At 74.7% G+C, this 14,980-nt stretch carries 13 protein-coding genes and 1 pseudogene; 11 read left to right on the top strand and 3 right to left on the bottom strand.

The genetic code is table 11. From position 1 onward, the window contains the following. Positions 1–162: 162 nt before the first annotated feature. Entirely contained in the window at positions 163–942 is a 780-nt protein-coding gene (locus ACFWUZ_RS24340; protein ID WP_384376579.1) for a DeoR/GlpR family DNA-binding transcription regulator, read from the bottom strand. Positions 943–1,138: 196 nt separating this feature from the next. Between ACFWUZ_RS24340 and ACFWUZ_RS24335 the strand changes: the two genes are divergently transcribed. The 4 genes from ACFWUZ_RS24335 to ACFWUZ_RS24320 all read left to right on the top strand — a co-directional run bounded on the left by ACFWUZ_RS24335 (position 1,139) and on the right by ACFWUZ_RS24320 (position 5,030). Beyond that, positions 1,139–2,041: an SIS domain-containing protein gene (locus ACFWUZ_RS24335; RefSeq protein WP_384376576.1), complete on the top strand. Its 903-nt coding sequence runs from the start codon at positions 1,139–1,141 to the stop codon at positions 2,039–2,041. After that, positions 2,038–2,874, top strand: coding sequence for a ketose-bisphosphate aldolase (locus tag ACFWUZ_RS24330; protein ID WP_384376573.1), 837 nt, complete (start codon positions 2,038–2,040; stop codon positions 2,872–2,874). Before ACFWUZ_RS24335 ends, ACFWUZ_RS24330 begins: the two co-directional genes overlap by 4 nt. 241 nt (positions 2,875–3,115) lie before the next feature. Beyond that, positions 3,116–3,676, top strand: a complete 561-nt coding sequence (locus ACFWUZ_RS24325) for a DinB family protein (RefSeq protein ID WP_384376570.1) — start codon at positions 3,116–3,118, stop codon at positions 3,674–3,676. Between the two features lie 163 nt (positions 3,677–3,839). Further along, complete coding sequence (locus tag ACFWUZ_RS24320; protein ID WP_384376567.1) at positions 3,840–5,030, top strand: acyl-CoA dehydrogenase family protein; 1,191 nt, start codon at positions 3,840–3,842, stop codon at positions 5,028–5,030. A gap of 78 nt (positions 5,031–5,108) precedes the next feature. Here ACFWUZ_RS24320 and ACFWUZ_RS24315 read toward each other — a convergent pair whose 3' ends face one another. After that, positions 5,109–5,915: a DUF1152 domain-containing protein gene (locus ACFWUZ_RS24315; RefSeq protein ID WP_384376564.1), complete on the bottom strand. Its 807-nt coding sequence runs from the start codon at positions 5,913–5,915 to the stop codon at positions 5,109–5,111. 28 nt (positions 5,916–5,943) lie between these two features. On the opposite strand from ACFWUZ_RS24315, the gene ACFWUZ_RS24310 reads away from it, so the two are divergent. The 6 genes from ACFWUZ_RS24310 to ACFWUZ_RS24285 all read left to right on the top strand — a co-directional run bounded on the left by ACFWUZ_RS24310 (position 5,944) and on the right by ACFWUZ_RS24285 (position 13,002). Next, positions 5,944–6,084: a hypothetical protein gene (locus ACFWUZ_RS24310; RefSeq protein WP_384376561.1), complete on the top strand. Its 141-nt coding sequence runs from the start codon at positions 5,944–5,946 to the stop codon at positions 6,082–6,084. Next, on the top strand, positions 6,081–7,259 hold the full coding sequence (locus ACFWUZ_RS24305; protein WP_384376559.1) for an MFS transporter: 1,179 nt from the start codon (positions 6,081–6,083) through the stop codon (positions 7,257–7,259). The genes ACFWUZ_RS24310 and ACFWUZ_RS24305 overlap by 4 nt, the downstream gene beginning before the upstream one ends. 61 nt (positions 7,260–7,320) lie before the next feature. Then, positions 7,321–8,325: a peptidogalycan biosysnthesis protein gene (locus ACFWUZ_RS24300; RefSeq protein ID WP_384376556.1), complete on the top strand. Its 1,005-nt coding sequence runs from the start codon at positions 7,321–7,323 to the stop codon at positions 8,323–8,325. Positions 8,326–8,423: 98 nt separating this feature from the next. After that, positions 8,424–9,350, top strand: a complete 927-nt coding sequence (locus ACFWUZ_RS24295) for an oxygenase MpaB family protein (protein ID WP_384376553.1) — start codon at positions 8,424–8,426, stop codon at positions 9,348–9,350. Next, on the top strand, positions 9,332–11,410 hold the full coding sequence (locus tag ACFWUZ_RS24290) for a tetratricopeptide repeat protein (RefSeq protein ID WP_384376550.1): 2,079 nt from the start codon (positions 9,332–9,334) through the stop codon (positions 11,408–11,410). The genes ACFWUZ_RS24295 and ACFWUZ_RS24290 overlap by 19 nt, the downstream gene beginning before the upstream one ends. After that, positions 11,407–13,002: a phytoene desaturase family protein gene (locus ACFWUZ_RS24285; RefSeq protein ID WP_384376548.1), complete on the top strand. Its 1,596-nt coding sequence runs from the start codon at positions 11,407–11,409 to the stop codon at positions 13,000–13,002. The genes ACFWUZ_RS24290 and ACFWUZ_RS24285 overlap by 4 nt, the downstream gene beginning before the upstream one ends. Positions 13,003–13,098: 96 nt before the next feature. Here ACFWUZ_RS24285 and ACFWUZ_RS24280 read toward each other — a convergent pair whose 3' ends face one another. After that, positions 13,099–14,277 (bottom strand): FAD-dependent monooxygenase, encoded by a 1,179-nt coding sequence (locus tag ACFWUZ_RS24280; protein WP_384376545.1) that lies wholly within the window; start codon positions 14,275–14,277, stop codon positions 13,099–13,101. Between the two features lie 80 nt (positions 14,278–14,357). Between ACFWUZ_RS24280 and ACFWUZ_RS24275 the strand changes: the two are divergent. Next, positions 14,358–14,978: pseudogene (locus ACFWUZ_RS24275) on the top strand (TetR/AcrR family transcriptional regulator); the annotation flags it as partial. Positions 14,979–14,980 lie beyond the last annotated feature (2 nt).

The raw sequence follows: 14,980 nt of genomic DNA, 5'->3' as shown, positions 1-14,980 counted from the left end.
CGAAGCGACGCGACGAAGGAGCGCCCTTGACCGCCCGCCCCGCCACGGAGAGACGATAGGACTGGCGGGAAACCCCCAAACCCTCCCTGATCCCGCCAAGGGGTAACAGCCCCCCGAAGCCCAACCCCCGCCCCTCAAGCAGGCCCGCCCCGCCCCCGCCCCCTATACCCGTCTGACCTCAACCCCCGCGGCTTCGAACGCCTGGGCTACGTCGGATGTCAGGCCCGTGTCCGTGACCAGGATGTCCACCGACGAGGTTGCGCAGATGCGGGCGAAGGCGCGGGCGCCGAGTTTGGTGGAGTCCGCGGCGACGACCACCCGGCGGGCCCGTTCGCACAGCAGGCGGTTGATCGAAGCCTCGTCCTCGTGGCGGGTCGCTGCGCCCTCCGCCGGGTCGAAGCCGTCGACGCCGAGCACCGCGGTGTCCACGCTGAGCTGCCCGAGGACGGCCTCGGCGAGGGGGCCCGTGAGTTCGTACGACTGGGGCCGGGCGACGCCGCCCGTCAGCACGATCTTGAACTGGGGGCGGATCACCAGCTCGCCCGCGATGTTGAGCGCGTTGGTGACCACGGTCAGTGCCGGGGTGCCCGAGGCGAGGTCCGGGCGGCCTGCCAGGGCCCGGGCCACCTCGGTGGTGGTCGTGCCGCCCGTCAGGCCGATCACCTCGCCCGGGGTGATCAGGGCGGCCACGGCCTCACTGATCCGGCGCTTCTCGGCGGCCCGGCGCGAGGTGCGGTAGCGCAGGGGGAGTTCGTACGAGACCCCGTGCAGGACGGCCCCGCCGCGGGTACGCACCAGGAGCTGCTGTTCGGCGAGCTGGTCGAGGTCCCGGCGGATGGTGGCGGCGGACACGCCGAGGGTCTCCGCGGCCGGTTCCACTTCCAGCTCGCCCCGGTCCACCAGCAGATCCAGCAGTGCCTGCCAGCGCTCCTTGCGGGTCATCGGCCGCCCCCTTCGATGTTCTCCGTTGGCCTACCCGCCGACACTAACGCAGGCGATCACCCCGTAGATGCTTGAAGTTGCGCGAAAGCGGCGGCTATCTTGCAGGAAAACGCAACCGCACACGCAAACTAGCGGAAACCGAAGCGCACCGTATCCACGCACCATCCAGACCCACCCGCCGTATCAGGGAGCCTGCATGAGTCACGTCGCGTACGAGCTGGGCACGCAGCCCGAGTGCTGGGAGCGGGCCGCCGAACTGGCCCCGGCGCGGCGGGCGGTGCTCCCGCAGCGGGGGGAGCGTACCGCGATCGTCGGCTGCGGGACCTCGTACTTCATGGCCCAGGCGGCCGCGGCGTTGCGCGAGGACGCGGGGGAGGGGGAGACCGACGCCTTCCCCGCCTCGGAGTTCCCGCGGCACCGGCGCTACGACCGCGTCGTCGCCCTCACCCGGTCGGGGACCACGACCGAGGTGCTGGACCTGCTGGCCCGGCTGCGCGACGCGGGGGTCCCCACGACCGCCGTCATCGGCGATCCGGCGACCCCGGTGATGACGGTCGCGGACGAGCTCGTCGTACTCGACTTCGCCGACGAGCAGTCGGTCGTCCAGACCCGGTTCGCGACCACGGCCCTCACCCTGCTGCGCGCCCACCTCGGCCTGCATCGCGCGGGCGTCGTCGCCGACGCGCGGACCGCGCTGGCCGAGCCGCTGCCCGACGAGCTGGAGGGCCGGGGACAGTTCACCTTCCTCGGCCGCGGCTGGAGCGTCGGCCTCGCGCACGAGGCGGCGCTGAAGATGCGCGAGGCCTCGCTGTCCTGGGCGGAGTCCTACCCGGCGATGGAGTACCGGCACGGCCCCATCAGCATCTCGGGGCCCGGTACCGTCACCTGGTCGCTCGACGAGGCCCCCGACGGGCTCGCCGGGCAGGTCCGTGACACCGGAGCCCAGTGGGTGGCGGGCCGGCTCGACCCGCTGGCTGAGCTGGTCCGTGTGCACCGGCTGGCGCTGGCCGTCGCCGCCCACCAGGGGCTGGATCCGGACGCGCCGCGCCACCTGACCCGTTCGGTGGTGCTCACCACGGGCGAGGAGGCGGTCCGATGAGTCTCGTCCCCGCCGGCCCGCTCGTCCTCGAAGCGGCCCGCACGGGCCGCGCCGTGGCCGCGTTCAACATCATCACGCTGGAGCACGCCGAGGCGGTCGTGGCCGGCGCCGAAGCGGCCGGGCTGCCGGTCATCCTCCAACTGAGCGAGAACGCCGTGAAGTTCCGCGGCGGCCGGCTCCTGCCCATCTCCCGCGCGGCCGCCGCCTGCGCGGATGCCGCGACCGTCCCCGTCGGCCTGCACCTGGACCACGTCAAGAGCCCCGACCTGCTGCGGCAGGCCTGTGACGCCGGCTTCAGCTCGGTGATGTACGACGCCGCCCACCTGCCGTACGGCGAGAACCTGGAGGCCACCCGTTCCGCCGCCGACTGGGCCCACGCCAACGGGCTGTGGATCGAAGCGGAGCTCGGGGAGGTCGGCGGGAAGAACGGGACCGCGCCATTGGACCCGCACGCACCCGGCGCCCGCACGGACCCCGACGAGGCGCGGCGGTTCGTCGCCGACTCCGGGGTCGACGCGCTGGCCGTGGCCATCGGCAGCAGCCATGCGATGACCAGTCGCACCGCGGCCCTGGACCATGCGCTGCTGGCCCGGCTGGCCAAGACGGTGGAGGTGCCGCTGGTGCTCCACGGTTCCTCCGGGCTGCCGGACGCGGAACTCGCGGCGGCGGTCGCGGGAGGCATCCGCAAGGTCAACATCGGTACGGCGCTGAACGTGGCCATGACCGAAGCCATCCGTTCCCACCTCACCCCCGCGGACCCCCGGCCCTATCTGACGGCCGCCCGTGCCGCGATGGCGGCGACCGCCGAGGCCATGATCAGCGCCCTGAACTGACCGGTTGCGGGGACGGCCATGGGTACGCAGCGGGGACGCACCGACCGCCGCAGGTTCCTGCCGGCCGCGGGCGTCCTCCCGCTCGCTGTACTGCCTGCCTGCCTGCCAGTCTGCCTGCCTGCCCGGCGGGCGGCGCCGCCACGATCGTGCGTGAGCTGGGCCGGACCTCCGCCCCGTCCACCCCTCCGCCCGTCCGCGCCTGACGGGCTGGCGCCCGGGCGCCGCGTCGCATAATCGCGGTATGACGAACGGAAGAAGCAGCAGCAGGGCCGGGGTCTTCGCCGTCGCCGCCGGGACGGACCGGCGCTTCACCGGGCCGGCGACCGGAGGTGAACGGCCGCTGCTGGCGGCATTCCTGGCGGACCAGCGGGCCACCCTGGAACTGAAGTGCGCCGGAATCGAGGCGCAGTTGTCCCGGCAGGCCGTGAAGCCGTCGACCCTCTCCCTGCTCGGCCTGGTGCGTCACCTCGCCGACGTGGAGCGCCGCTGGTTCCGCAAGGTCCTGGCGGGGCAGGACGCGGAGCCGCGCTTCTCCTCGGCCGTCGACCCGGACGGGGCCTTCGACACCGGCCTTTCCGGCCCCGGAGCCGTCGAGGAGGCCTGGGCGGCGTGGCGGGCCGAAGTGGCCTTCGCCGAGGGCTTCGTCGACGCGGCCCCCGACCTCGACGTCGAAGGCGACGACGCGTGGCGCGGGAGGGTCTCGCTGCGCTGGGTCCTCGTCCACATGGTCGAGGAGTACGCCCGCCACAACGGGCACGCGGATCTGCTCCGGGAGCGGATCGACGGGGCCGTGGGCATCTGAGGGCGCGCGGACGCGCGGACGCGCCCCGGGCGGGCCGCTGTGCGGCTGCCCGTCCGCCGGTTCGGAGTCCTGCTCCTGCACCCCTTCCGGATTCTTGGAACAGGTTCTAGTCTGCCCCCGCCGCCACAGCGACCGGCTGGACCGCGAGACTCCCGGAGGGGCCGTGCACCTCGAATACACGCCAGAGCAGCAGCAGCTGCGCGCCGAGCTGCGCGCCTACTTCAGCGAGTTGGTGCCCGAGGACGTCTACGCCCGCTACGAGGACCCGGCCGCCCAGAAGCGCTTCTACCGGGAGACCATCCGCCGCCTCGGCTCCGACGGCTGGCTCGGCGTCGGCTGGCCGAAGGAATACGGCGGCCGCGGCATGTCCCCGATGGACCAGTTCATCTTCTTCGACGAGGCCGCGCAGGCCGTCGTACCGCTGCCGCTGATGGCCCTCAACACGGTGGGGCCGACGATCATGCAGTTCGGCAGCGACGAGCAGAAGGCGTACTTCCTGCCGAAGATCCTCGCGGGCGAGATCGACTTCGCGATCGGCTACAGCGAGCCCGACGCCGGCACCGACCTCGCCGCGCTCAAGTGCAAGGCCGTACGCGAGGGCGACGAGGAGACCGGCACCTACGTGGTCAACGGGCAGAAGATCTGGACCACCAACGGCGACACCGCCGACTGGGTCTGGCTCGCCGTGCGCACGGACCCGGACGCGCCCTCGCACAAGGGCATCACCATGCTGCTCGTGCCGACCACCGACCCCGGCTACTCCTGCACCCTCATCAACACCCTCGCCTCCCACGACACCACCGCCAGCTACTACGAGGACATCCGGGTCCCCGCGAGCCATCGCGTCGGTCAGGAGAACAAGGGCTGGCGCCTGATCACCAACCAGCTCAACCACGAGCGCGTCACCCTCGCCGCCCACGGCACCATGGCCATCCGGGCCCTGCACGACGTCCAGCGCTGGGCCGCCGGGACGAAGCTCGCGGACGGCCGCCGGGTCATCGACCTCTCCTGGGTCCGCGGCCGCCTCGCCAGCACCCACGCCCGGCTCGACGCGATGAAGCTGCTCAACTGGCAGATGGTCAACGCCGTCCAGGACGGCACGCTCACCCCGCAGGACGCCTCCGCCGTCAAGGTCTACGGTTCCGAGGCCCGCAGGGACGCGTACGCCTGGCTGATGGAGGTCGCCGGCGCGGCCGGCTCCCTCAAGGACGGCTCCGCCGGAGCGGTCCTGCACGGCGAACTCGAACGCGGCTACCGCAGCGCCGTGATCTTCACCTTCGGCGGCGGGAACAACGAGGTCCAGCGCGAGATCATCTCCTGGATCGGCCTGGGCATGCCCCGCGTCCGCCGCTGAGGCGTCCCCACCCGGCGGCCCCGGTGTGCGGTGGGGACCCGGCACGCAGGACGGGTGCCGGGCCCTTCGGCGTGCGGTTCAGCCGAGCCGGAGCAGCGGGGCGCCGGTGCCGAGGAGGTCCCGGAGGGCCGGGATGTCCGTCCAGGTGAGGCCGAGGACGCGGGCGGCGTACCGCAGGGTGACGTGGTCGGCTCCGCCGGCCGCTTCGCGGAGGCTCTTCACGGCCACGTCCCGGTCGAGGAGGGCGGCCCCGCCGGCGGCCGGCTCCTGCCGGGGCGTCAGGGCGCGTTCGGGCTCCAGCCCGTGGATGCCGGTGATCCGGTGGGAGAGGTCGGCCGCCGCGGCGAGGGTGGCCGGGCGCTCCTCGACGAGGGCCCGGGCGACCGGGTTGTGCCCGATGGCCTCCTGGAGCGGCAGGTGGTACAGGAGCGGGGAGACCTCGGTGAGGCGGAGGGTGCTGCGGACGGTGCCGCGGGCGCCGTGGACGGCGGCGGCCCACAGCGCGGAGGCCTCGGAGGGGTGCCAGGCCAGAGCGCGGGCGGCTGCCGAGGCTGCTTCCCGGTCCGGGGTGAGGGGGTGGCATCCGGGGAGGCGTTCGAGGAGGAGTTGTTCGCCGATCTCTCCGTCGAGGCCGGGGCCGGCGACGTAGACGGTGGTGGGGACGCCGGTGAGGTGACAGGCGGCGAGGGTGAGCGCGTCCCCGAACGGGCTGCACAGGGTGGGTTCGTCGCCGTGGGTGAGGATGTCGCCGCCGATGTCGACGACACGGATCCGGTCGCCCGCGGACGCGGCCATGGAGGCGATCTGCCGCGCCAGGGAGGCGAGTCCCCGGCCGGGGTCGAGCAGGAGGAGCCGGGCCGGCAGGTCCCTGGCGAGGCCGGGCATGGTGGATCCGGCTGGGGGGCGGGCACGGGTGGCTGATCGCATCGTCGTGTTCACCCTCGCCGAAGGCGAGGAGGACAGGACCGTGAAGGCGCTGACCGAGCTGCACGAGGCGACCGGCTTCCCCGCGGCGGATGTCCTCCGCAAGATCAGTTCGCTGCTGAGCCCGTGAGCGTCGCAGCGGCCACCCGCCGCCGCCCCCGTACGGCGGAGCGGCTCGGCCTGCCCGTGCTGCGGGGGCACGGCCTCTTCGTCACCGGCAACCTCATCGACTCCGCCGGCAACGGCATGCTCCTGCCGCTGGGTCTCCTGTACTTCACCGACGTGCAGGGCCTGCCGCCCGCGCAGGTGGGCCTGGCGATGACGGTGGGGCAGGCTATCGCGCTGCCGGTCACGTTCCTCGCCGGACGCCTCATGGACCGTGTGGGGCCGAAAGCGGTCGTCGTGTGGGCCAACCTCCTCTCCGCCGCCGGATTCACCCTGTTCCTGTTCGCGGAAGGGCTGTGGCACGTCGCCGGGGTGCACGTGCTGGTGCAGGCCGGGATCAACATGTACTTCACCGCGCAGCGCACCCTGATCACGCACGTCACGGAACCCGGGGAGCGCCGGGCCTGGTTCGCGTTCACCGGCTCCCTGCGCAACATCGGGCTCGCCGCGGGCGCCGCCGCCGCGGCCGGCGCCCTGACGCTGTTCGGGCAGGGATCGCTCTGGTGGATGATCGCGGTCGACGCCGCGAGCTACCTGCTGGCCGCCGCCTGCTTCGCCGCCCTCGCCACCACCGCACCGGAACCGGAGAAGGCCCCGCCGAACACGCTGGTGACCCGGTCGGACAACGCGCGCCGCTACCTGCTGCTCGTGGCCGTGAACATCCCCTACGTCCTCGCCCAGGCTGCCCTCGCCGTGCTGGTCGCCCTCTACACCACCCGCGCCCTGGGGCTTTCCGCGTCGGCGGCGAGCATGCTGTTCGTCCTCAACACCGTCATCGTCTCCGCCTGTTCGACAGCCGTCACCGCGCACGTGGCGCCGAAGGCGCCCCGCCGCGCGGTGACGGCCGGATACCTGGTCATGGCCGGGGGGATGGGGGCGTTCGCGCTGCCCGCGGTGCCCTCCCTGGCGTCCACCGCCTGGGCGGCCCTCGTCGTGGCGATCGTGCTGTTCAGCGTGGCGGAGATCCTCCTCGGTCCGGCGCTGAGCGAGTTGTCCGTGACCCTCACCCCGGAGGCTCCACGCAGGGTCTGTACCAGTTCTCCTGGGCCATCGGCATGGTCGCCGCACCCGCCCTGTTCACCCTGCTGCTGGAGGCCGGGCCCCTCCTGCCGTGGGGTGTCGAAGCCGCCGCCTGCCTGATCGCCGTGTTCGCCGCACCCGCCCTGAAGGCCCCCAACCGCCACCGCCGGAGGAAGCCCCGTTGATCACGACCACCGTCGCATCATCCCTGCGTACCGTGCCCGCCGCCGAGTGGGAGCAGCTCGCCCGGCCGGCCGGGCTCTACCTCTCCCACCGGTGGCTCGCCGGCGAGGAGGAGGATCCCACCGCCACCTGCGCGTACGCGCTCGTACGGGATCCCGCAGGCGACCTGCTCGCCGCCGCGCCCCTCTACCTGGTGCGGGACGAACCGAACGACTCCTACCGGCCCGCCACCGTGCTGCCCCCGCACCTGCGGCCCCGGGTGATCGCCGGGGCGCGGCGCGGCTACCACAACGCCCCGCTCACCGCCCCCGGCCTCGACGCCGTGCAGCGGGACACCTGTCTCCGCCATCTGCGGGAAGCAGCCCGCCGGTTCGCCGCCGGGCACGGCACGACCCACTGGTGGCCCTACCTCACCACCCCGGCCGCCGGGCTCCTCGCCCCCCACTACCCCGAAGACCCCGTCCACCTGGAGGACGACGCACTCATCCCGCTGCCCGGCACGGGCATCGACGACTACATCGCCTCCCTGCCCTCGCGGCGCCGCGTCGGCATCCGTCGCGAGCGCCGGGCCTTCGCCGCCGCCGGGCTCGACGTGCGCCACCGCACCCTCGCGGACTGCTTCGCGGAGGCCGCGGTCCTGCTCGCCGGCCACCAGCAGGACCACGGGCACGACCGGGACGGCATCGACGCGATGACGGGGCTGCTCAAGCGGCAGGCCGCGGTGATGGGCAGCGCGGCGCATGTGGTCGCCGCCTACGACAGGCAGCGGATGACCGGGTTCTGCCTCTACTACCACTACGCGGCCACCACCTGGATCCGGGCGGTCGCCGTCGACCGGCAGCATCCGGCGCCCCACCTGTACTTCAACCCCATGTACTACCTGCCCGCCGAAGCCGCCTACGCCCACGGCGCGACCCGCCTGCACGCGGGCATGACGACCGCCGAGACCAAGCGGCGGCGCGGCGCCGAGATATCCGGCCTGTACGCGCTGGTCGACCGGTAGCCCGTGAGAGCCGCGCACCTCGTCCAGGTATGTCCGGCGCGGGCCCCGGGTAGACCCCCGGGGACCGCATCAGGCCCACGGCCCAGGGAGGCGCGCGCGTGGCAGCACCCGATCCCGGGCTCTACGGGCCCGGGTCCGTGACCTGGCAGTGCCACGGGGACCCGATGATGTGGCTCGCCGGGGTGCGTGCGCTGTACCTGCAGGCCCTGCATCCGCGGGCCGTCCGCGGGGTCCTGGAGAACTCCGCCTTCGAGCGGGACGCGTGGGGGCGGCTGCTGCGGACCGCCGACTTCGTCGGCACCCTCACCTACGGCACCGCCGAAGCCGCCGAGCGGGCCGGTGCCCGCGTCCGCAGGATCCACCGCAGGCTGTCCGCGACCGACCCGGCCACCGGCCGAAGGTTCCCCGTCGACGACCCCGAACTGCTGCTGTGGGTCCACTGCGCGCAGATCGACAGCTTCCTGCACGTCCTGCGCCGCTCCGGGATCCCCCTCACCCCCGCCCAGGCCGACCGCTACGTCGACGAGAACCGGGTCAACGCCCGCCTGGTCGGCCTCGACCCGGCCGGGGTGCCCGCCGGCACCGCGGAGCTGGCGGCGTACTTCGACGCGGTCCGCCCCGCGCTCGCCGCCGGACCCGACGCCCGCGCCGTGGACGCCTTCCTGCGCAGCCCGCCCGTCCCCCCGGCCCTCGTGCCTGGCCGAAACCTGCTGTGGCGGCCCTTCGCGGGCCTGGCGTACGGTTCCCTCCCCGGCTGGGCGCACCAGCTGTACGGGCGGCCCGCGCCGGCCCCGTACGTCGTGACCCGGCGCATGCGTCTCACCGGCCGCGTACTGCGCAGCATTCCCGCAGGTCTACGCTGGCAGTTGCCTCCAGGTCACATCTTGAGAGCGATGCGTCGCATGGGCCCCGGGAGCCGCCCCTCGCCGTACACACTGCGTACATCAGCGGCCATACTGGACCGGCCGGGGAGGGCACAGCACGACGACGGGGGCGGCTTCAAGACATGGCGGAGTCCAGACTGATCCAGGGCCGGTACCGGTCGCTCGATCTGATCGGGCGCGGCGGCATGGGCGAGGTGTGGCGGGCCCGGGACGAGTCGCTCGGCCGGCAGGTCGCCGTGAAGTGCCTCAAGCCGATCGGGGTGGAGCAGGACGCCCACTTCACGCAGGTGCTGCGCGAGCGGTTCCGCCGCGAGGCGCGCGTCGCCGCATCCCTGCAGCACCGGGGCGTCACCGTCGTCCACGACTTCGGTGACGACAGTGCCGCGGGCGGCCCCCTCTACCTCGTCATGGAGCTGCTCGAAGGCCGCAACCTCAGCCAGCTCCTGGAGGACAACGAGACGCGCCCGCTCCCCGTCGACGTGGTCGTCGACATCGCGGAGCAGATGGCCGCCGCCCTGGGCTACACGCACGACCAGGGCGTGGTCCACCGCGATCTCAAACCGGCCAACATCATGCGTCTCACCGACGGCACGGTGAAGATCTGCGACTTCGGGATCGCCCGGCTCGCCCACGACATCGGCTTCACGGCGAAGCTCACCGGTGGCGGCATGGCCATGGGCACCCCGCACTACATGTCGCCGGAGCAGATCGCGGGCGGCGAGGTGGACCACCGCAGCGACCTCTACTCCCTCGGCTGCGTCCTGTACGAGATCGCCACCGGCGCCCCGCCGTTCGACCTCGGCGACTCCTGGTCGGTGCTGGTCGGCCACCGCGACACCGCGCCCGTGCCGCTGCGCGAGCACCGCCCGGAGCTGCCCGGCTACTTCGAGCAGGTGGTCCTCGACCTGCTGGCCAAGCGCCCCGAGGACCGTCCGGGCGATGCCCGCCACCTGCACCGGCGGCTCGTCGAGGAACGCCTCGGCCCGGGCGGCCCCTCCGGTGTCCCGGGGCCGCTCCCGGCCTGGGCCCGGGGGATGACCGCCGGCCGCAAGGCAGGGACCGACGCCCGTCCCGCGAGCGGCGCATGGGCCGTGCTCACCGGCGCGTGGACGGCCGCCCGCCCCGTGTCCCCGCGGCCCGTCGCCCGCCCCGAACCCGCGGAGGACCCGCGGCTCACCGTCGCGTACGGGATCCCGCGCGCCCCGCGCACGGACGGCCCCGGCCCCGGCCCCGACGGGACCGCCGCCGCCTTCGCCGCCGGCCACACCCGGGCCTTCGCCCTCAGCCGCGCCGGCCGGCCGGAGGCGGCCCTGGCCGTCTACCTCACCGTGGCCGACGGGCGCGGCCGGGTACTCGGCCCGGACCACCCCGACACCCTCGCCGCGCGCCAGGAGGCGGCGTACGAACTGGGCCGGCTCGGCCGCCACCAGGAGGCGTACGCGACCTACCGCGCGGTGCTGGCCGCCCGCGAGCGGACCGCGGGGCCGCGCCATCCCGACACCCTGCGCTGCCGCCACAACCTGGCCTGCGCACTGGGCGCCCTGGGCCGGTTCGCGGACGCCCACACCGCGGCCGAGGCGGTCGCCGCCGACCGCACGGCCGTGCTGGGCGCGGAGCACACCGACACGCTGCTGACCCGGTACGAGGTGGCGTACGCCCTCGGCCGCCTGGAGCGCTGGGAGGAGGCCCTGGAGGGTTTCCGTCATGTCGCCGCCGTACGCGAACGGGTCCTGGGCCGCGACCACCCCGACACCCTGGCCGCCCGCTACGAGGTCGGTATCGCCCTCGGCCGTACGGGCCGCAGCGCGCAGGCCCTGGACCTGTTCCGGGCCCTGGTCGGCGACCGCACCCGCGCGTACGGGGCCGCCGACCCCGAGACGCTCCGCGCCCGCCACGTCCTCGGCGTCAACCTGGGCCGGCTGGAGCGCTGGGAGGAGGCCGTCGAGGAGGCCCGGGAGGTGGCCGCCTCGCGGGCTCGGACCCTCGGCGCGGAGCATCCGGACACCCTGGTCAGCCGCCGCGAACTCGCCGTCGGTCTGGGCCGGCTGGGCCGCTGGGAGGAGGCCCTGCCGATCTACCGCGACCTCTCCGGCATCCGCGAACGGGGCCTCGGCGACGAGCACCCCGACACGGCCCTGGCCCACGCCGACGAGGCGTACTGTCTGGAGCGGCTCGGCCAGGTGTGCTACCAAGAGCCATGACGACCTCGCGGGGAACCGGGCACACGGCGTTCGGCCAGGCGGTCTACGACACGGTGATCGTGGGCGGCGGACACAACGGCCTGGTGGCCGCGGCGTACCTGGCCCGGGCGGGCCGGTCGGTGCTGGTGCTGGAGCGCCTCGGACACACCGGCGGAGCCGCCGTCTCCACCCGCCCCTTCACGGGCGTCGACGCCCGCCTGTCGCGCTACTCGTACCTCGTCTCCCTGCTCCCGGAGAAGATCCTCCGTGACCTGGGCCTGCGGTTCGCGGTCCGCCGGCGCACGGTCTCCTCGTACACCCCCGTGGAGCGCGACGGCCGCCCCGGCGGCCTCCTCGTCGGGGGCGGGGAGCAGCGCACCCGGGAGTCCTTCGCGCGGCTGACCGGTTCGGACCGGGAGTACGAGAGCTGGCGGGCCTTCTACGGGACCACCGGTCAGGTGGCCCGGAAGGTCTTCCCGACCCTGACCGAGCCGCTGCCCACCCGGCAGGAGCTGCGGGCCAGGATCGACGACGAGGCCGCGTGGCGGATGCTCTTCGAGGAACCGCTGGGCCGGGCGGTGGAGCGGCACTTCGCCGACGACCTGGTGCGCGGGGTGGTCCTCACGGACGGCCTGATCGGCACCTTCGCGGACGCGCACGACGCCTCCCTGGTACAGAACCGCTGCTTCCTCTACCACGTCATCGGCGGCGGTACGGGCGACTGGGACGTCCCCGTGGGCGGCATGGGCGCCCTCACGGACGCCCTGGCCGCGGCCGCGCGGGCGGCCGGGGCGGAGATCGCCACCGGGCACGAGGTGCTGCGGATCGACACGGACGGGACCGCACCGGCCGAGGTGGTCTTCCGCACGGCGGTGGGGGAGGGACGGGTCGTCGGCCGCGCGGTGCTGGTGAACGCCTCACCCCGGGCCCTGGCCGAACTCCTCGGGGAGACGCCGGCGGAGCCCGCCCCCGAGGGGGCCCAGCTCAAGGTCAACATGCTCCTGCGGCGCCTTCCCCGGCTGCGGGACTCCTCCGTGGACCCGCGCGAAGCCTTCGGCGGCACCTTCCACATCGCCGAGGGGTACGCCGAGCTGGCGCGCGCCCATGCGGAGGCCGCCGCGGGCGAACTGCCTTCGGTCCCGCCCTCCGAGATCTACTGCCACTCGCTGACCGACCCGACGATCCTCGGGCCGGAGCTGGCGGAGCAGGGCTACCAGACCCTCACCCTCTTCGGACTGCACACCCCTGCCCGGCTGTTCGCACACGACAACCAGCAGGCGCGCGAGGTCCTCCTGACGGCCACGCTCGCGCAGCTCGACGCGCACCTGGCCGAGCCGCTCACCGACTGCCTGGCCTTCGACGCGGACGGCCGGCCCTGCATCGAGGCCAAGACCCCGCTGGACCTGGAACGCGAACTGCGCCTGCCCGGCGGGCACATCTTCCACCGGGACCTGTCCTGGCCGTACGGGCCCGGCGCCGGGGAGGAAGCCGGCCGGTGGGGCGTGGAGACCGCCCACCGCAACGTGCTGCTGTGCGGGGCGGGCGCGGTGCGCGGCGGCGGGGTCAGCGGGGTCCCCGGCCACAACGCGGCGATGGCCGTACTGGGTCACTGACCGGGCCCGTACGCCCGGGGCCGCGGTCCCGGGCGTACGGGCCCCGGCTCACCGGGGCGACGGTCCTGACCGGGGGGCGGTGCCGGGGCGCCGGGTTCAGGCCGTCTGCGCGGCGGGGGCCGGGAGGGCGAAGCCGTCGACGAGGTCGTCCAGGGCACGCAGCGCGAGCCGGGCCGGGGCGGCGCGGACGGCGAGGTCCCGGCCGGCCACCGCGAGGGGATGGGTGAGGGCCGCTATCCGCCCCGCCCGACGGGAGCGCACCCGCAGGGAGTCGGTGCGCGCGCAGCGGGCCGCACTGTAGGCGGCGAGGGCGGCCGGCACCTCCCGGCCCTCCAGCAGGTGGGCCAGGACCACGGCGTCCTCGACGGCCTGGCAGCCGCCCTGGCCCAGGTTGGGCGTCATGGCGTGGGCGGCGTCCCCGACCCAGGCCAGGCGGCCCAGGTGGAAGCGGGGGAGGGGGGCGGCCAGGTCGTACAGGTCGTGCTGGAGCACGGCCGCCGGGTCGATCCGCTCCAGCAGGGCGGGGATCGGGTCGTGCCAGGTGCCGTAGCGGCGCAGGAGTTCGGCGCGGACGTCCGCCGGGCGGTAGCCCTCGGGGACCACGGCGGTCGCGAAGACGTAGAGGCGGCCGTCGGCGAGCGGGACGACGCCGAAGCGCTCCCCGCGCCCCCAGGTCTCGACGGTGTCCGGGGCGGGGCCGGGGTGCGCGCCCGCGGGCAGCACGGTGCGCCAGGCGGTCTCTCCGCTGTGGCGGAGGCCGGGATGGCCGGGGAAGTACCGGCGGCGGAGCGGGCTGTGGATGCCGTCGGCGGCGAGGACGAGGTCGGCGCCGAGGTCCCCGGCGGGGGTGCGGACCAGCGGGGAGCCCTCGGGGTCCTCGACACCGGTGACGGGGGTGGCGTACCGGACGGTGCCCTCCGGGAGGGCGGTGGTCAGGGCGGTGGCGAGCGCCGCGCGGTGCAGGGCGAGCGGCGGCCGGCCGTACCGGGCGGTCAGCGCGGCGCCGTCGGCACGGCTCAGCCAGGTGCCCCCGGAGCGGCGCAGGCCCATGGCGGCCGGCGCGGCGGGGCCGGCGGCGCGGGTGGCGTCGAAGCCGATGGCGTCGAGGGCGCGCAGGGCGTTGGGGGCGAGGACGATCCCGGCTCCGACGGCGGACGGTCCCGACGCCCGCTCGCACACCGTGACCCGCCAGCCCCGGCGGTGCAGGGCCACGGCCGCGGTGAGCCCGCCGATGCCCGCCCCGGCCACGACCGCATGACGCCCACGTTCCGGCATGACGCACCTTCCCCTCACTCAGACCCTCTACATGTGTAGAGGGTCGCTGTCCGGTCACTCTACAGCTGTAGAGTGGGCTCATGTCCATCCCCCAGACGCCCCCGCCCGCGGCGGACCGCCGGATGCTGATCGCGGACACGGCGCTCGGCCTGGTGGCCGCCTCCGGTCTGCGCGGCCTCACCCACCGCGCCGTCGACCGCGCGGCCGGACTGCCCGCGGGCAGCACCTCGTACTACTTCCGTACGCGGACGGCGCTGATCGGCGCCTGCTACCGGCGGCTGGCGGAGCTGGACGTCCACGACCTCGACGGGGAACTGGAGCCGGGCGGCCCGGCGGGCGCAGGGCCCGGACCCCGGCCCGGACCGGGGGGCCGGGAGGCGGTCGCCGCGGCGCTCGGCGGGCTGCTGCACCGCTGGCTGACGGCGGGGCGCGAACGGCAGCTGGCCCGTTTCGAACTCGCCCTGGAATCGGCCCGCAACCCCGAGCTGGACACGGAGTTCCGCCGGGCCGGCGAGGAGCCCAGGGCCAGGGCCGCGGGAATCCTCGCCGCGCTCGGGGCGCAGCGGCCCCGGGAGTCGGCCGAACTGCTGGTGGCCTGGGCGGACGGGCTCCTCTACGACCGCCTGGCGGGGGCCACGGCCCGTTCCCGCTCGGCCCCGGACCCGGCCGAACTGGCCGCCGTCGCCCGGCAGATGCTCGACGC

The sequence above is a fragment of the Streptomyces sp. NPDC058646 genome (assembly GCF_042716875.1).
Classification (GTDB): domain Bacteria; phylum Actinomycetota; class Actinomycetes; order Streptomycetales; family Streptomycetaceae; genus Streptomyces.
This window is presented reverse-complemented; position numbering and strand designations above follow the sequence as displayed.